The sequence below is a fragment of the Agromyces sp. P2_B3 genome, from assembly GCF_056404815.1.
On record NZ_JBFUDH010000004.1, the window covers coordinates 76,994 to 93,610 of the forward strand.

The following is a 16,617-nucleotide window of genomic DNA, read 5'->3' on the forward strand; positions in this document are numbered from 1 at the left end:
CCACGCACCAACCCACACACGAAATGCAAGGAGGCATGGAAATGCGAAAGAGCATCCTCGCCACAGGCGCCCTACTGGTCGCCGCCGGCTTGGCTTTCACCGGGTGCAGCGCAGGCAGCGGCGGGGACGGTGACACCGGTGGCAAGGTGCTCACCGTCGGCATGCCGAACGGCCCGCAGCAGCCCAACCACAACCCGCTCGCCACGGGCTCCGCGTCGCTGTCGCTCGGCTACGCGTACGCCGTGTACGAGTCGCTCATGCAGGTCAACGACATCGACCCGACGCAGGACCCCATCCCGTGGCTCGCCGAGTCGGTGGAGTGGAACGACGACTCGACCCAGGCGATCATCACCGCTCGCGACGGCGTGAAGTGGTCGGACGGCGAGGACTTCACCGCCGAGGACATCGCCTTCTCGATCCAGCTCCGCAAGGACAACCCCGAGCTGAACATCGACTTCCCCGACCAGTACGGCGACATCAGCGTCGACGGCAACCAGGTCACCGTCGACTTCACCACCGGCCAGTTCGTCAACCGGGCGAAGCTCTACAAGCTCCTCATCGTGCCCGAGCACCTCTGGGCCGACCAGGACGCCGTGAACTGGACCGACGACGAGATGATCGGCACCGGTCCCTACACGCTCAAGACGTTCACCCCGCAGGCCGTGACGCTCGTGCCGAACGAAGACTACTGGGGCGGCAAGCCCACGGTCGGCCAGCTGCGCTACGACGCGTTCAACGACAACGCCGGCCTCACCACGGCCCTCACGACCGGTGACGCGCAGTGGGGATGGACGTTCATCCCCGACTACGAGTCCACGTTCATCGCCAAGAACCCCGACCACTACGCGCAGGTCGCGGGCGGCGGCTTCGGCGTCGACGTGCTCTACCTCAACACCGAGACGAAGCCGTTCAACAACGTGGCGTTCCGGCAGGCGCTGAACATGGTCGTCGACCGCGGTGACATCTCCGAGACCGCCGGGTACGGCGTGTGGCCCGAGATCACGAGCGTGACCGGACTGCCGCAGCCCTCGGGCGACGCGTTCATCTCCGACGAGTACCAAGGCCAGGAGCTCTCGGTCGACGTCGACGGTGCGAAGAAGGTGCTGACGGATGCCGGGTACACCTACGAGGGCGAGAAGCTCATCGACCCCGACGGCGAGCCCGTGACCTTCACGCTCACGAACCCGAGCGGCTGGACCGACTACCTCGACGCGCTCGGCATCATCGCCGAGGGTGCGGAGTCGATCGGCGCCGAGGCCACCGTCGAGCCGATCGTGCAGGACACGTGGTTCAACGACACCATCCCGTTCGGCAACTTCCAGGCGTCGCTGCACTGGACCGATGGCGGCACCACCCCGTGGAACATGTACTCGAACATCATGGACGGCGCCTCCTACGTCCCGCTCGGTGAGACGGCCAACTGGAACTTCGGCCGCTACCAGAACGACGAGGTCACCCAGGCGCTCGCCACGTACAAGTCGGCGACGAGCGATGAGGACCGCCAGGCGGCCCTCGACGTCATCGAGCAGCGGTTCGTCGAGGACGTGCCCGGCATCATCATCTGGTCGCGTCCGGCCGTGGCGCAGTACTCCACGGTGAACTACACGGGCTTCCCGACGAGCGAGGACCCCTACGTGAACCCGCAGCCGACGGGTCCGCAGGCGGCGCTCATCCTGTCGAAGCTGAAGCCGACCGAGTAGTACGCTCCGAGCCGGTGCGGTGCATGCCTTCGCATCGCACCGCACCGGCTCCCCACCTCACGAGGATGTGACCATGACGCAATCCGAGCCTCCCGTGCTGCAGGCCGTCGGCCTGCAGAAGCACTTCAAGCTCCGCGGGTCGGGGCGGCGCGGCGGCGTGGTGCACGCCGTCGACGACGTGAACCTCGAGCTGCACCGCGGCCGCGTGCTCGCCCTCGTCGGCGAGTCGGGCTCGGGCAAGTCGACCATCGCCCGGCTGCTCGCGCAGCTCATGCCCACCACGGGCGGTCGCATCCTGCTCCACGGCACGGATGCCACGGCCCGCCGCCGCCCGGCGTTCCGCGCCTACGTCGGTCGCGTGCAGATGATCTTCCAGGACCCGTTCGGGTCGCTGAACCCCGTGCACACCGTGCGCTACACGCTCACGCGAAGCATCCGGATCCACCGCGGCCGCCTCCGCGGCGCCGCCCTCGAGGACGCCCTCGAGGAACTCCTCGACCGGGTGCAGCTCACGCCCTCGGAGCGGTATATCGACAAGTTCCCCCACGAGCTCTCGGGCGGCCAGCGCCAGCGCGTCGCCATCGCCAGAGCTCTCGCGGCCGACCCTGAGGTGCTGCTCGCCGACGAGCCGATCTCGATGCTCGACGTGTCGATCCGCCTCGGCATCCTGAACCTGCTGCAGGACCTGCGCGACCGCCTGCACCTCGCGATCCTCTACATCACCCACGACATCGCGTCGGCGCGCTACTTCGCCGATCGCACGATGGTGATGTACGCCGGGCGCATCGTCGAGAGCGGCGACTCCGAGTCCGTGACGCAGGACCCGAAGCATCCGTACACCCAGCTACTCGTGCGCTCGGCGCCCGATCCCGACGACCTCGAGGCGCGCGCCCGCGGCGCACGCGGCGAGGCCCCGAGCCTCGTGAATCCCCCGAGCGGATGCCGCTTCAACCCGCGCTGCCCGTTCGCCACGGACCTGTGCCGCACCGAGGTGCCGCCGCTCATGGCCGTCGGCGAGGGCCGTGAGGCCGCCTGCTGGGGCTATTCCGATCGCCCCGATCGCCCCCGCGTCGGATCCGTCGTCGAGGCGCTCGCGAAGGAGGACCGCGCATGAGGTTCTTCCTGCGTCGCTTCATGTTCTACGTGATCACGTTCTGGGCCGCGGTGACGATCAACTTCATCATCCCGAGGCTCCTGCCGGGCGACCCGGTGAGCGCGCTCATCGCGAAGAACCAGGGCCGCATCTCGCCCGACGCGACCGAGGCGCTGCGCGACCTCTTCGGCCTCGACGAAGGCGTGTCGATCTGGCAGCAGTACCTCGACTACTGGAACCTCATCCTGCACGGCGAGCTCGGCATCTCGTTCACCTACTTCCCGACGCCGGTCACCGAGGTCATCCAGCAGGCGCTGCCCTGGACGATCGGGCTGGTGGGCATCGCCACCATCATCAGCTTCACGATCGGCACGCTCGTCGGCACCGGCATCGGCTGGCGCCGCGGCACGTGGGCGGACTCGCTCCTGCCGATCTCGACGTTCTTCTCGTCGGTGCCGTACTTCTGGCTGGCCCTCATCGCCATCTCGCTGTTCTCCGTGACGCTGGGCTGGTTCCCCGCGAGCGGCAGCTACGACCGGTCGCTCGTGCCGACCTGGTCGTGGGAGTTCATCGGCTCGGTGATCTACTACGGCTTCCTGCCGGCGATGACGATCGTCATCTCGTCGATCGCCGGGTGGATCCTCGGCATGCGGAACATGATGGTCACCGTCTCCTCCGAGGACTACGTCACCGTCGCCCAGGCCAAGGGCCTGTCGGAGCGCGCCGTGATGTTCGGCTACGCCGCCCGCAACGCGGTGCTGCCGCAGGTGTCGAGCTTCGCGCTCTCGCTCGGGTTCATCGTGGGCGGCACCCTCGTCATGGAGATCGTCTTCTCCTACCAGGGCATCGGCTACTTCCTCTTCACCGCGGTCGCGGCGAAGGACTACCCGCTCATGCAGGGCATCTTCCTCGTCATCACGCTCGCGGTGCTCTTCGCGAACATCGTGGCGGACTTCGTCTACGGGGTGCTCGACCCGCGCACCCGACAGGAGGGCTGAGATGACGATCGACACCAGCATCGTCGAGGAGGGCGAAGAGCTCGCGCGCCCGTCGCAGGCGCCCGCCACGGGGGTGGTCTCGGCGGCGCCGCGGCGCTCGTCGCGCGGACCGCGCAAGTTCCTCTTCCTGCGCAACTCGAAGGCGATCGCCGGCATGGTGATCCTCGCGTTCTTCTTCCTCATCGCCATCATCGGCCCGTGGATCGCGCCCTATGACCCGAGCGCCCGCAGCGACGACATCCTGCAGCCGCCGTCGTGGGAGCACTGGTTCGGCACCACGCACCTCGGGCAGGACGTGTTCTCGCAGATCCTCGTCGGCACCCGCGGCGTCATCGTCGTCGGCTTCGTCGCCGGCATCGTCGCGACGACCATCGGCGTGATCGTCGGCGTCACGGCCGGGTACGTGGGCGGCCTGGGCGACGAGACCCTGTCCGTGCTCGCGAACGTGTTCCTCGTGATCCCGCAGCTGCCGCTCATCATCCTCATCGCCGGGCAGCTGCCGACCGTCGGCGGGGTGACCGTCGCCCTCGTGATCGCGATCACCGGCTGGGCGTGGGGCGCGAGGGTGCTGCGCGCCCAGACGCTCTCGTTGCGGCGACGCGACTTCGTCGAGGCGGCTCGCGCCAACGGCGAGCGCACGTGGCGCATCATCACGGCCGAGATCCTGCCCAACCTCACGGCGATCATCGCGGCGGGCTTCGTCGGCACGGTCGCCTTCGCGGTGCTCTCGCTCATCACGCTGTCGTTCATCGGCATCGGCAACACCGGCGAGTGGAACTGGGGCACCGTGCTCTACCAGGCGCAGTCGCAGCTCGCGCTCCAGCGCGGCGCCTGGTGGTGGTTCGTGCCCGCCGGACTCTGCATCGCACTGCTCGGGATGTCGCTGACGCTCATCAACTTCGGCATCGACGAGTTCGTCAACCCGCGCCTGCGCTCCACCGGCCTGAACGCGAAGTCGCTGCGCAAGCGCGGCATCCGACCCCGCATCGGCTTCACGCCGGTCGTCTACGAGGCGAAGGAGGACCGCGCATGACGCTCACGAATCCGCAGGGCCGGCCGCTCGGCAACCCGCTCGGCCGGCCACTCGGCCACCCGCAGTCGCTCACGCCCGTGAGCGACCCGGTGCTCGAGATCAAGAACCTCTCGGTCGACTACGGCTACGATGGCGACCCCGTGCACGTGCTGCGCCAGGTCTCGCTCACGCTCGGCCGCGGCGAGGTGCTCGGCCTCGCCGGCGAATCGGGCTGCGGCAAGTCCACGCTCGCCTACGCGGCGACGCGGCTGCTCCCCCCGCCTGGGCTCATCACCGGCGGCGAGGTGCTCTTCACCGACCGCGACGGCCGCCAGACCGACATCCTGCGGCTGAACGACACGCAGCTGCGCGCCTCGCGGTGGCAGGACCTCGCGATCGTGTTCCAGGGCGCGATGAACTCGCTCAACCCGGTGTTCCGCATCGGGCGGCAGATCGCCGACGGCATCCGCGCCCACCGCCCCGAGGTCTCGCAGAAGGAGGCGCTCGAGCGATCGGCCGAGCTCCTCGAGCTCGTGGGCATCTCGCCCGACCGCCTGCGGTCGTACCCGCACCAGCTGTCGGGCGGCATGCGCCAGCGCGTGATGATCGCGATGGCGCTCGCCCTCGACCCCCAGGTGCTCATCATGGACGAGCCCACCACCGCGCTCGACGTCGTGATGCAGCGGCAGATCGTGGAGCAGATCTCCGACCTGCGCGAGCGACTCGGCTTCTCGGTGATCTTCATCACCCACGACGTGTCGCTGCTCATCGAGATCGCCGACCGCATCGCCATCATGTACGCGGGCGAGATCGTCGAGGACGCGGCCGCGCTCGACGTGTACCAGCGGCCGCGGCATCCGTACTCGTCGGCCCTGCTGCACTCGTTCCCGCCGCTGCGCGGGCCTCGACGCGAGCTCACCGGCATCCCCGGCTCGCCGCCCGACCTGTCGAAGCTCGGCGGCGGATGCCCCTTCCGCGACCGTTGCGCATTCGCATTCGACGCCTGCTCGAAGGTGAACCCCGAGCTCGTGCACCCGAACGTGGAAGGCGATGACCCCCGGCGCTCGGTCGCGTGCCTGCGCCACGACCCGGCCGCGGTGCGCGCGGTCGGCGAGGAGCCGCTGCCGGTGCCCGCGGAGCTGTCGCTGCGCTGAGCGGCGGCGCGCCCTGCGGCGATTCAGGCGATCGGCGCCACGCCTCCGCGCACCGAACCACTTGCGTACGGAGCGGTCCGCGCGGGCGGAGGAGCATCACACGAGCGGAGGTAGGAAGCCCCGCACTGGTCCTTCGCGCGCGCGGAACTCCTCCGGCTGGGCAGCGGACTGGCGGTCCGGCAGCGCCGATCAGCCGCGGCGCCAGGCCTCCGCGAAGCGCGATAGCAGTCGCGCGAACTCGTCGCGCTCCGCCGGCGTGAAGTCGGCGAGCGCCTGCTCGATCGCGGTGCGACGGTGGTCGAGCACCGCCGACAGGGCGGTGCGGCCCGCCTCCGTGATCACGAGGATGCTGCGGCGCGCGTCGCCCGGGTCGACCTCGCGTCGCACGTGGCCGGCGTCGACGGCGGCCTGCACGAGCCGGCTGGCCCTGGGCTGGTCGACGCCGATCGCCGCCGCCAGGTCGCTCACCGAGTTCGGTCCATGGTTCGCCAGCACCATCAGGACGCGGATGGCGGCGTGACCGCCACGCCCGCCCGGGCCTCCCCAGCCGCCGTGGCGTCCTGGTCCGCCACCGCGTGGATCGCCATGATGGTGCGGCTCGTCGTGGTCGTGTTCGCCGCCGGGCCCGCCCACGCCGAAGGGTCCGCCTCGCCCGCCTCGCGAACCGGGGCCGCCCCATCCTCGCGGCCCCATGCCGCTCGGGCCGCCGCCGGGTCCGAACGGACCGCCAGGCCCGCGGTCGCGGAACACGGCCAGCGCGGCTTCGACCGCCGCGACGGGGTCGACCGGCCCGACGGCGCCGCCCGATCCGTCCGAGCGCCGCGAACCGTCCGAACCGCCCGAACGGTCCGAACCTGGGGGTTCGCCGAGTCCGTCTTGACGAGGCGGGGTCATACATGTCATCGTACATATACATGTCCATTGACATGCAACACGAGAATCGCGCAACGCGCGCCGGGCGCCAATCGAGCGCACCGGGAAAGGAACACCATGACCACCGATCAGATCAACCCAGACCAGCCCGACCAGCCCGACGAGTCCGGCCAGCCCGAGCAGTCCGAGCCCACCGGCCGCCCGTTCGGGTTCTGGCTCAAGCTCGTCGACCGTCGCCTCTCCGAGGAGATGGAGACCCTGTTCGCCGCCGACGGCATCACGCGCCGGGACTGGCGCATCCTCAACCTCCTCGCCGGTGAGGTCCGCGACGAGCGGCTCACCGAGCGGCTCAGCGCCAAGCCGCATGCACTTCACCGCCTGGTGGAGCGCGGCTGGATCGACGGCATGCCGCCCAAGGTCACCGACGCCGGCCGTGCGGCCCGCGTCCGGCTGGAGGACCAGGTCCGCGCGCTCCGCGAGCGGGTCGCCGGCGCGGTCCCGGCCGAGGACTTCGCGACGACGCTTCGCACGCTCGAGGCGGTCGCCCGCGAACTCGGCTGGGACGAGTCGCAGCCACTCCCCCGCGGACATCGCGGTGGACGCCGCGGGCACGCCGGGCACGGCGGACGCCGCCACGGCTTCGGCGGATGGCACGGCGCTCGCATGCACCATGGCTTCGGCGCCCCTGCCGGTGCCGAGGGCCCCGACGCCCACGCCGGTCACGAGAGCCACGAGGGTCACGGCGGGCGCTTCGAGCACCGCCCGGGCTTCGGCCCCGGATTCGGGCCGCGTCCCGGATTCGGCCCGCAGCCGAGCGTGCAGGACGTCCACGTCCACGTGCACCTGCACGAGGACCGGCGTCACAAGGGACACGGCCGACGTCATCACGACGGGCCGAACCCCGAGGCCTGAGCCCCGTCGGTCCGCACGCCGCCGCCCGGCCGCTGAGCCGGACTGAGGCACCGGAGCCGGGAGCACGCACCAGTGCTCCCGGCTTCGTCGTGTCGAGGCGGACGAGCGCTACGAGCCGGTCGCCCCGCGCGCGTTGTAGACGACCGCGTCCGACGCGCCGAAGGCACGGAACACCTCGAGCGCGTCGTCGTGACCCACCCCGACGGACACGCGGATGCCCCGTCGCTCGAACTCCCCCGACCAGTCCTCGGGCATCGGCCCCTCGTCGAACCCGGTGAGCTGTTCGACCTCGGCACCCTCGCCCGCGATGACGAGCGACCGCACGCCGGCCCACATGGTGGCGCCGTAGCACATCACGCACGGTCGCCAGTTGACGACGAGCTCGAGTTCCTCGCCGCCGGCGCCGAGATCCCACCGGCCCAGTCGACGCTGCGCGAGGCTCAGCGCCATCATCTCGGCGTGCACCCCGCTGAGGTTCTCCTGCAGCACCACGTTCACGCCCACCGAGACGAGGGCACCGGATGCCGCGTCGACGACGAGCGCGGCGAACGGGCCGCCGTTGCCCGCCCGCCAGTTGCGATCTGCGAGCCGATTGGCGAGCTGCACCCGCTGCTCGGGCGTGCGCAGCGGCGGCGCTGCGGCGAGCCCGGGCAGCTCCTCGACGAGCCACGGGGGCAGCGATGCGGTGAAGGTGGAGGCGTGCGGTGCGTCCATGCGCCCCATTCTGCCGTGCCCGGGTCTCCGGTGGGTTCGGTAATCTGTCGGCGGACGAACTACGCGACCGCGTACCCAGGACGAGCGAGAGGCCGGCGCTGGATCGTGACGACGACCCTCAAGGCCAAGCAGCGCCACCGGCGACGCCGGCGTGCGGTGGCCTACGTCGCGATCGCAGCGGGATGGGCCGCGTCGATCTGGGTCAGCCAGCTCATCGTGGCCCCGCCGTGGTTGCACGCGGTCGCGCTCTTCGTGCACCTCGCCTCCCTCATCGTCGGGTTCGGTGCAGTGCTGATGGTCGAGTGGTACGGCGTGCTGTGGATCACGGAGTGGCGATCGGTACGCGACCTGCGCCAAGTCGACCTCACGTTGAAGCTGCCGATCTGGGCAGGACTGATCGGCCTCCTCGCGAGCGGTGCTCTTCTCCATCCCGACCTCTCGTCGCCGGCGACGCTCGTCAAGCTGGCCGCCGTGCTCGTGCTCTCGCTGAACGGCGTCGCACTGACCCGGTGGACGATGTACTTCGCCCGCTTCCCGCGGAAGATGCGCTTCGCGGCGCTTCCCAAGCGGGCTCGTGCGCGGTTCATCGGGAGCGCTGTCGTCTCGCAGGTCGCCTGGTGGACTGCCGTCATCATCGGCATGGTCAACTCCACCTCCTGATCGCGGCCCCTCGCCGCAGAGGGATCAGTCGGCGGTCAGACCACGCACAGCTTCCTCACGGTGTTCACCCAAGGAGACCCTTGGGTCTGCTCAGGTCTCCGATATATGCTCGGCTTCGTCCCAACCCCCCATCAGAGGACACCACGTTGCCCACCCCTGCCGTTCGTCGCGCGACCGTATCGCCGCTTGCGGTCGGATCGTCGGTGATCGACGATGCCCCGTTCGCTCGCGATCCCGAGATCGGATGGACCGAGTGAGTGCCGGGGCCCCCGAGCCGCGCCGCGCGCAGCGCCGAGAGCGTGAGCAGCGCCGCCGCCGTTCACGCAGGCGGTGGATCGTCGTCGCAGGCGCGCTCGTCCTGGTGCTCGTCGCAGGCGGCACCGCCACGGCACTGATGCTCAACGGCCAAGGCCAGCCCGACGAGGCCGGCGGGGCAACCGAGACGCCCGTCGCGGCCGAGCCGGTCGTGTTCGCGGATGACGAGCCGGCTGCTGCGGCCGGCGCCGCGCCGTGCACGACCGTGACCGTGCTCTCCTCGCTCGAGAACTCCGAGATGGTCTCGCGGCTCGTCGACGGCTACAACGGCCAGCCGCGCGACGTCGACGGCAGGTGCGTGTCGATCGTCCCCACGAAGGACAAGTCCGGCATCGCCGCCGAGCATGCGTCCGCCAACTTCCAGAATCTTCCCGAGGACCAGCGCCCGACGGTGTGGATTCCCGACGCCAGCTCGTGGATCGGGATCGCCCGCAATACCGGCGGTGGCGCCAGCGTACCTGCGGAGAGCGCGAGCATCGGGTCCTCGGACATCGTGCTCGCGATGCCGAAGGCCCTCGCGACGGCAATCGGCTGGGATGCGGAGGCCCCCACGTGGGACGAGGTCTTCGCGGCATCAGAGGACGAGAACGCCTGGGCCGATCTCGGTCACCCCGAGTGGGGCACGTTCAAGCTCGGCAAGACCAGCCCGCTCATCGCCAGCTCCGGGGAGGCGGCGCTCCTCGCCTCCTACGGCTCGGCGGCGGGTTCGCTCGCCGACCTGACCGTCGACCAGATCGAGGATGCCGACATCACCGACGAGGTGCGGCAGCATGAGCTCTCGACGAGCCATTACATGGCGACCCCCGAGCACTTCCTCTGGCACGCGCGCCAGTCCGAGGACGCCGGGTCGGTGGCCGACTTCCTCTCCGCCGTCATCGTCGACGAGAAGTCGGTGTGGGACTACAACCGTGGCATCACCAGCCGCGACGGCGTCACGCGCGTGCAGAGCGATCCTCCCGAGGAGCAGCTCGTGCCGATCTACCCGAGCGACGGCTACTACGAGGCCGACAACCCGGCCGTCGTGATGAACGGCACGTGGGTCGACGAGGCCGAGAGCGCGGCAGGCCAGGACTTCCTGCGCTACACGGCGACCAGGCAGGGGCAGCAGATCGTCCGGGAGTCGGGATACCGCGACCTCAACGGCGCGCTCGATCCGCTCGTGGCGCAGGTCGGCACGCTCGCGACCGACCAGACCGGAGCGCTGCCCTTCCCGAGCGCACGCATCATCCGTGCATCGCACGAGGCGTTCCCCGAGGTGCGCAAGCGCGCCGAGGTGCTGTTCCTCGTCGACGTCTCCGGCTCGATGGAGGAGCCGATCGCCGGGGGCAAGACCAAGCTGGCCGCAGCGAAGGATGCGATCACCCAGGCGCTCGGCCACTTCACGCCGGGCGACAACGTCGGCCTCGCCGCCTTCTCCGCTGACGACGACGGCGCCATCACCCCAGGACTCGTGAGCCCCGTGGCCGACATCGGCACTGAGCGCGCGGGCTTCCTGAAGGCCCTTGGAGCCCTGAAGCCCGTCGAGTTCACGCCCCTCTACTCGGCCGTCGACACCTTCGTGCATGAGCGCTCGGAAGACTGGCACGCCGATCGCATCAACGCCATCGTGCTACTGAGCGACGGGAAGAACGAGACCCTGTATCCGACGATCTCCGCCGACCAGATGCTGGGCGGCCTCAAGGGCCACCACGATCACAACCCGGTGCTCGTCTTCACGCTCGCCTATGGCGCCGACGCCGACGTCGCGACGCTGCAGTCGATCTCCAGCGCGACCGGCGCCCACTACTACGACGCCACCGACCCGACCAAGGTCGGGGACGTGCTGGGCGACCTCGTCACGAGCTTCTGAGACCCGACCGCTTCAGTCCCGGCGCCGCGCATGGAGCACCAGGTGGTGCGGCGGAGTCCGTGAGAACGGCGAATGCCGCGCAGCCAGGGGCTGCGCGGCATCCGTCATCGTGGGCGAGTCGTCGGGGGACCTCAGGGGCCGACTCGCACCGTGACCGACTGAGCGGCGGTGTTGCCGCTCGCGTCGGTGGCCTCGTAGGTGAAGGTGTACTCCGCGCCGATGCGAGCGACGACCTGGAACTCGGTGTCGGAGACGACACGGACCTCGGCCTTGTGACCCGCGGCCTGCGCGTCCACCAGCTCGACCGTGACCGGGCCGCCCGAGTCATCCGTCGCCTGGACGTCGACCGTGACGGTGCGCCACTTGTTGTTCGGCGGGAAGATCCGATCGGGCGTCGCCGTGAGCACGAGCTCGGGAGCGGTCGTGTCGGGCGGCGTCAGGTCGAGGCCGATGAGCACGGGGTCGTGGTCACTGGACCGGAAGGGGTCGGGCGCGAACAGCGCGTCCTGGGCGGGCTTCTTGAACGTCATGTCGTAGTCGAGCAGGCTCGGCTCGTCGGAGTTGATGTTCCAGTGCTCCGCCTTGGTGACCTCATCGGCGATGCCGCTGCCGGCGAGCGCGTAGTCGAGGTAGCCCAGCTGGCCGTCGAAGACGTACGAGTAGGCGAACTCGCCCTGGTCGCGCAGGGTGAGGTCGGTGTAGCCCGCGCCCGTGATGACCTGGATCGGGTCCTCCTTGTCGTACGAGTTCAGGTCGCCGATGATCAGGTCGCGGCCCGGCTCGGCGCCGGTCGGTCCCGTGGCCAGCCAGTCGACGAGGGCTTCAGCCGCCGCCGTGCGGACGCCGTTGCAGTTGCCCTGCCCGTCGGGGTCGGTGGGGTCGCCGACCGCGTTGCAGTCGGAGCCCTTCGACTTCAGGTGATTGACGACGACGGTCACGTCGCCGCCGGTCTCGAGGTCGCGGTACGTCTGCGCGAGCGCCGGGCGGTTGAAGTCGTCGAGGAAGCGGGGGTCCACGCTCGTGTCCAGGATCGCGAATCCACCCACGGGCTCGACCTCGGCGGGCTTGTAGATGAAGGCCGTCGTGATCGCGTCGGTGCCCACCACGCCGGTGTCGATGGCGTCGTAGGTGCCGGCGCCCATCACCTCGTTGAGGGCGTCGACGAGGGTGTTCACCGCGGTGCCGCCGTTGTTCTCGATCTCGATGAGCCCCACGACATCGGCGTCGAGCTGCGAGATCGCACTGACGATCTTCGCCTCCTGCCGCTCGAACTCCTCGGCGGTGTTCGCGCCGCGATCGTCGAGCGTCGTGAAGTAGTTGAGCACGTTGAAGCTGGCCACCGTGGTGGTGCCACCCACTTCGGGCACCGCGGGGCGCGGGTTCACCGACGTGAAGTCGGCGCCCTCGGTGGGCTGCACGCCCCACGTGTCGAAGCGGTAGTCGAGCACGCCCGTGGCATTGGCGACGAGGTCGCCACCGCGGAACGTGTTCGCGAGCGTGAAGACCTCACCGTTCGGGTGGATGGCGGGGTCGGGGTTCTCCTGGCTGCGGCCGTCGTCGAGGGTGATCGTGTCGCGGGCGTTGGCCTCGGCGAGCGCGATCGCCTCGGGCGAGCCGGCGTCGTAGACGGCGGTCGGCTGCATGTGGCGCTCGGTGCCGAGCGTGACCGTGCCGAAGCGCCCGAACTCGAAGTACTCCTCGATCTTCAGCGACTGCGGGAGCGTGACCCGCATGCCCTCGAGGGCCTCGTAGCCGGCGGGGTCGGCGGGGAGCGTGATCTGGGTGGCCGGGGGCAGCTCGCCGCCGGTGGCGCAGATCGCGGCGCCCGTGGCCGTGACCTCGGTCATGCCGAAGAACTCGCTGACCTTGCCCACGACGTGGACCTGGTCGCCGAGGGCGACGTCGAGGCCGCCGGATGCGAAGACGAAGATGCCGTCGGAGGTCGCGGCGTTGCCGTCTCCCGCGTCCTGCAGGTAGTACCCGTCGAATCCGCCGGTCTGGAAGTCGCCGACGACGGTGCCCTCGAGCTCGACCGTCGAGCCGACCGCGGGAGAGACATCCGTGGCGCCCTGAACCGACCCGATCGTCACGGTCGGCGCCTCGCAGTTCGCACCGCCGGGGGGCTCGGGGTCGTTGCCGGTCGAGTTCGCCGCACCCGGCGTGTTCAGCGCCTCGCCCTCGATGAGGGTGCCGGTGTTGCCCGGGATGCCGGCCTTGTCGAAGTCGTTTCGCACCCAGTCGGCCGACGTGTCGGTGTCGGCGCCGTCGGGGATGCGGGAGGCGCCGCCGGGCGCGAATGCGAGCCCGTCGTAGGCGACCCCGAGGGTGACGCCACCGTAGGTACGGTCGCCGGCGCCGCCGTCGTTGACCGCGACGGCGTCGACGAGGGTGACGCCGTCGGGCAGTTCGAGCGTGCCGTCGTCGTTCGCGTCGAGGTCGTTGCCGAGCGCTCCGGCGAAGCCCTGCACGAGCAGGAGCGAGACGGTGCCGTTCTCGAGTGCGTTGGCCGGGAGCGTGGCCAGCGCCCGCCCGTCGGCGTCGGGTGCGCCGAACGAGATGACCTCGTCCACCGTGCCCGGTGCGGTGGGCGCGCCGGCCGCGAAGTCGCCCTCGATCTCGAGGACCCGAAGACCACTGAGGTCGGTGCCGGGCTCGGCGAGGAGCTCGACGTACTCGACGTCGTCGCCGGCGGTGCTCGCCGAGAACTCGTTGATGACCGGGGCCGCGGGCTCCACGTCGCCGCAGTCGGTCGTGTGCGATCCGAGCCCGTCGAACGTGTCGACGGGGAATCCGGCCCACTGCGTGGCGGGGTCGAACGCGTCGGTCGTGTTCGTGTCGCCGACGCAGACGGATGCGAGGCGGCGCAACGTGTTGTCCTGGGTGGAGGCCTGGTCGGAGCCCCACTCGGTGCCCGGGTCGGAGCCGACCTGGCCGAACGAGTCGACGACCGCGTCGCCGTGTCGGAGCACGAGGGCGTCGTCGCCGTTGAACCAGTTGCCGGAGACGGTCTGGTCGGAGAACGCGAGCAGCGGCGCGCCCGCCAGCGCGTTGACGACGACGTGCACATCGCCCGCGGCGACGGTGCCCGTGAGCGGCACCGAGAGCGTCGACGTGGCGCTGCCGTTGAAGTACATGGCCACCGAGTAGGTCGAGAGGTCGACCGCGGCATCCGTCGGATTCGCGATCTCGAACGCCTTGTTGTTGGAGCTGCCCTCGACGACCTCGCTGATGAGCAGGTCGGTCGCGGGTTCCGCCGCGAGCGCTGGAGTCGCGGACACCCCGACCGCCAGCAACGATGCTGCGGCGACGGTGACGGCGACGCGTCGGACGGAGTGGATCATGGGAACTCCCTGCCTCACGGAAACGGAGCCCTCCCGGCCCCCGAACGGGGTCAGACTACGGGAGCGTTCCGACGCCGGGGAAGGCCCGAGCGCGTGAAGAGTCGGTGAACCGCCCACATGTGCAGGATGCCGCGACATCCGCGCTCACATGAGCAGCGGGCTTGGCCCGCCGACGCCCGACGCCGCCCCGCGGCATCCACTCGGCTCGATCTACCGGCGTTGCTGCTCCGACCCCGACAGCCGCTGCGCGATGTAGATCGGGATGATCGACACAACCACGAGCACGACGGCGATCACCGACACCACCGGCGCCTGGTTCGGCCGGAACATGTTGTTCAGGATGAAGATGGGCAGCGTCGTGACGCCCGAGCCCGCGGTGAACGTCGTGACGATGATCTCGTCGAACGAGAGCGCGAACGCGAGCAGCCCGCCCGCGAGCAGCGCCGACCGCAGCTGCGGGAACGTGACCAGCCGGAACGTGGTCCACACCCCGGCGCCCAGGTCGGCCGAGGCCTCCTCGAGGTTCGTGCCCTGTCGGCGCAGGCGCGCGATCACGTTGTTGAAGACCGTGACGATGCAGAACGTGGCGTGGGCGATCACGACCGTCCAGATCGAGAGCGGCACTCCCATGATCGTGCGGAAGAAGTTGTTCAGCGCGATACCGGTGATGATGCCGGGCAGCGCGATCGGCAGGATGATCAACAGGCTGATCGCGTCGCGGCCGAAGAACGAGAACCGCTGCAGCGCGATCGAGATGAGCGTGCCGAGCACGAGCGAGATGATCGTGGCGACCACGGCGATCTGCACGCTCGTGGCCACCGCCTCCATGGCGCCGGCGCTCTGGAACGCGCGGCCCCACCACTCGAGCGTGAACCCGGGCGGCGGCCAGGTCAGCGAGGTCGACGTCGAGAACGAGTTCACGAGCACCACGAACAGCGGCACGTACACGATGAGCAGGATCAGCCCCGTCACGACGCCGAGTGTCGTGCGGGAGAGTCGGGAGAGTCGCATCCGTCGCCCCTAGAGGTTGTCGAGGGCGCCGGTGCGACGCACGAGGAAGAGGTAGCCGAAGATGATCACGATCGGGATGAGCGCGATCGCCGACGCGAGCGGCAGGTTGTTCGCCGCGCCCACGTTCGTGTAGACGAGGTTGCCGAGCATCTGGTTCGCGCCCCCCACGATGTTCACCGTGATGTAGTCGCCGAGCGACAGCGAGAAGCTGAAGATGGTGCCCGCGATGATGGCGGGCAGCACCAGTGGGAAGACCACCAGGCGGATGGTCGGCCAGGTGCGGCCGCCGAGATCCGCGGATGCCTCGAGCAGCGAGTCGGGCACGCGCTCCAGTCCCGCATAGATGGGGAGGATCACGTACGGCAGCCAGAGGTACGACAGCGTGATGATCGTCGCCGGCAGGCCGTAGCCCGGCGTGTGCCCGCCGAACGGCGCCACCAGCCACTCGAGGATGCCGTCCTGCGACAGCACCGAGCGCCAGGCGTACGCCTTGACGAGGTACGACGCCCACAGCGGCGTGAGCACCGCGATCACGAGGATGCGCTGCATCCGGGGCGACGCGACCTTCGCCATGAAGAACGCGATCGGCAGCGCGAGGAGCACGTCGATCAGGGTCACGGCGAGCGCCACGCCGAGGGTGCGCAGGGTCACGGTCTGGTACAGGGACCCCGTGACGACCGTGATGATGTTGTCGAGCGTCCAGGTCTGGCTGATCTCGCCGGTGAAGCTGTCGACCGACCAGAACGCGGTGACGAGCAGCAGGACGAGCGCCACGATGTAGACGATGCCGAGCCAGAACAGCGGCGCGCTGAGCAGCAGGGCCAGCCGCGTGCGCGGGTGGGTGCTGAGGAACACGGATGCCGCGCGCGCCGGCGTGCGGCGGGGCTGCGGCACCGCGTCGCGCGCCGGGCCGGGCGCGTTCGCCGGGGCGCCGGGCGGAGCGGGAGCGTGCGTCGTCATGCGTGGTCCTTCATCTCGAACGGGG

The 16,617-nt window shown here is 70.0% G+C and carries 13 protein-coding genes; 8 read left to right on the forward strand and 5 right to left on the reverse strand.

Annotation, left to right across the window (positions count from 1 at the left end):
• Positions 1–41 precede the first annotated feature (41 nt).
• From AC1DZA_RS08460 to AC1DZA_RS08480, 5 genes are all read left to right on the forward strand, one after another.
• Complete coding sequence (locus AC1DZA_RS08460) at positions 42–1,700, forward strand: ABC transporter substrate-binding protein (RefSeq protein ID WP_476761523.1); 1,659 nt, start codon at positions 42–44, stop codon at positions 1,698–1,700.
• A gap of 73 nt (positions 1,701–1,773) precedes the next feature.
• Complete coding sequence (locus AC1DZA_RS08465) at positions 1,774–2,814, forward strand: ABC transporter ATP-binding protein (RefSeq protein WP_476772414.1); 1,041 nt, start codon at positions 1,774–1,776, stop codon at positions 2,812–2,814.
• Positions 2,811–3,791 (forward strand): ABC transporter permease, encoded by a 981-nt coding sequence (locus AC1DZA_RS08470; RefSeq protein WP_476772415.1) that lies wholly within the window; start codon positions 2,811–2,813, stop codon positions 3,789–3,791. Before AC1DZA_RS08465 ends, AC1DZA_RS08470 begins: the two co-directional genes overlap by 4 nt.
• A 1-nt stretch (position 3,792) precedes the next feature.
• On the forward strand, positions 3,793–4,824 hold the full coding sequence (locus tag AC1DZA_RS08475; RefSeq protein ID WP_476772416.1) for an ABC transporter permease: 1,032 nt from the start codon (positions 3,793–3,795) through the stop codon (positions 4,822–4,824).
• The gene (locus tag AC1DZA_RS08480; RefSeq protein WP_476772417.1) at positions 4,821–5,957 is read left to right on the forward strand and encodes an ABC transporter ATP-binding protein; all 1,137 of its coding nucleotides are present in this window, start codon (positions 4,821–4,823) and stop codon (positions 5,955–5,957) included. Before AC1DZA_RS08475 ends, AC1DZA_RS08480 begins: the two co-directional genes overlap by 4 nt.
• Positions 5,958–6,146: 189 nt before the next feature.
• Here AC1DZA_RS08480 and AC1DZA_RS08485 read toward each other — a convergent pair whose 3' ends face one another.
• Positions 6,147–6,467: a MarR family winged helix-turn-helix transcriptional regulator gene (locus AC1DZA_RS08485; protein WP_476772571.1), complete on the reverse strand. Its 321-nt coding sequence runs from the start codon at positions 6,465–6,467 to the stop codon at positions 6,147–6,149.
• Between the two features lie 480 nt (positions 6,468–6,947).
• Between AC1DZA_RS08485 and AC1DZA_RS08490 the strand changes: the two genes are divergently transcribed.
• Entirely contained in the window at positions 6,948–7,742 is a 795-nt protein-coding gene (locus AC1DZA_RS08490) for a MarR family winged helix-turn-helix transcriptional regulator (RefSeq protein WP_476772418.1), read from the forward strand.
• A 108-nt stretch (positions 7,743–7,850) separates the two neighbouring features.
• Here the strand turns inward: AC1DZA_RS08490 and AC1DZA_RS08495 are convergent, their stop codons facing one another.
• Positions 7,851–8,456: a nucleoside deaminase gene (locus tag AC1DZA_RS08495; RefSeq protein WP_476772419.1), complete on the reverse strand. Its 606-nt coding sequence runs from the start codon at positions 8,454–8,456 to the stop codon at positions 7,851–7,853.
• 105 nt (positions 8,457–8,561) lie between these two features.
• Between AC1DZA_RS08495 and AC1DZA_RS08500 the strand changes: the two genes are divergently transcribed.
• Both AC1DZA_RS08500 and AC1DZA_RS08505 read left to right on the forward strand, forming a co-directional pair.
• Positions 8,562–9,116, forward strand: coding sequence for a hypothetical protein (locus AC1DZA_RS08500; RefSeq protein WP_476761507.1), 555 nt, complete (start codon positions 8,562–8,564; stop codon positions 9,114–9,116).
• A 244-nt stretch (positions 9,117–9,360) separates the two neighbouring features.
• Positions 9,361–11,280 carry a vWA domain-containing protein gene (locus tag AC1DZA_RS08505; protein WP_476772420.1) on the forward strand — a complete coding sequence of 640 codons (1,920 nt, stop codon included), beginning with the start codon at positions 9,361–9,363 and terminating at the stop codon, positions 11,278–11,280.
• A gap of 131 nt (positions 11,281–11,411) precedes the next feature.
• Here the strand turns inward: AC1DZA_RS08505 and AC1DZA_RS08510 are convergent, their stop codons facing one another.
• The 3 genes from AC1DZA_RS08510 to AC1DZA_RS08520 all read right to left on the reverse strand — a co-directional run bounded on the left by AC1DZA_RS08510 (position 11,412) and on the right by AC1DZA_RS08520 (position 16,592).
• Positions 11,412–14,621, reverse strand: a complete 3,210-nt coding sequence (locus AC1DZA_RS08510) for an ExeM/NucH family extracellular endonuclease (protein ID WP_476772421.1) — start codon at positions 14,619–14,621, stop codon at positions 11,412–11,414.
• Between the two features lie 210 nt (positions 14,622–14,831).
• Positions 14,832–15,632 (reverse strand): ABC transporter permease, encoded by an 801-nt coding sequence (locus tag AC1DZA_RS08515; RefSeq protein WP_476761510.1) that lies wholly within the window; start codon positions 15,630–15,632, stop codon positions 14,832–14,834.
• A 9-nt stretch (positions 15,633–15,641) separates the two neighbouring features.
• Entirely contained in the window at positions 15,642–16,592 is a 951-nt protein-coding gene (locus AC1DZA_RS08520) for an ABC transporter permease (RefSeq protein WP_476772422.1), read from the reverse strand.
• Between the last annotated feature and the right edge of the window lie 25 nt (positions 16,593–16,617).

What these genes read in the sequence shown, in the direction of transcription:
- AC1DZA_RS08465 (WP_476772414.1), top strand. Translation starts at nt 1,774, where the DNA reads ATGACGCAATCCGAGCCTCCCGTGCTGCAGGCCGTCGGCCTGCAGAAG.
- AC1DZA_RS08510 (WP_476772421.1), bottom strand. Translation starts at nt 14,621, where the DNA reads ATGATCCACTCCGTCCGACGCGTCGCCGTCACCGTCGCCGCAGCATCG.
- AC1DZA_RS08460 (WP_476761523.1), top strand. Translation starts at nt 42, where the DNA reads ATGCGAAAGAGCATCCTCGCCACAGGCGCCCTACTGGTCGCCGCCGGC.
- AC1DZA_RS08470 (WP_476772415.1), top strand. Translation starts at nt 2,811, where the DNA reads ATGAGGTTCTTCCTGCGTCGCTTCATGTTCTACGTGATCACGTTCTGG.
- AC1DZA_RS08520 (WP_476772422.1), bottom strand. Translation starts at nt 16,592, where the DNA reads ATGACGACGCACGCTCCCGCTCCGCCCGGCGCCCCGGCGAACGCGCCC.
- AC1DZA_RS08515 (WP_476761510.1), bottom strand. Translation starts at nt 15,632, where the DNA reads ATGCGACTCTCCCGACTCTCCCGCACGACACTCGGCGTCGTGACGGGG.
- AC1DZA_RS08505 (WP_476772420.1), top strand. Translation starts at nt 9,361, where the DNA reads ATGGACCGAGTGAGTGCCGGGGCCCCCGAGCCGCGCCGCGCGCAGCGC.
- AC1DZA_RS08490 (WP_476772418.1), top strand. Translation starts at nt 6,948, where the DNA reads ATGACCACCGATCAGATCAACCCAGACCAGCCCGACCAGCCCGACGAG.
- AC1DZA_RS08495 (WP_476772419.1), bottom strand. Translation starts at nt 8,456, where the DNA reads ATGGACGCACCGCACGCCTCCACCTTCACCGCATCGCTGCCCCCGTGG.
- AC1DZA_RS08475 (WP_476772416.1), top strand. Translation starts at nt 3,793, where the DNA reads ATGACGATCGACACCAGCATCGTCGAGGAGGGCGAAGAGCTCGCGCGC.
- AC1DZA_RS08480 (WP_476772417.1), top strand. Translation starts at nt 4,821, where the DNA reads ATGACGCTCACGAATCCGCAGGGCCGGCCGCTCGGCAACCCGCTCGGC.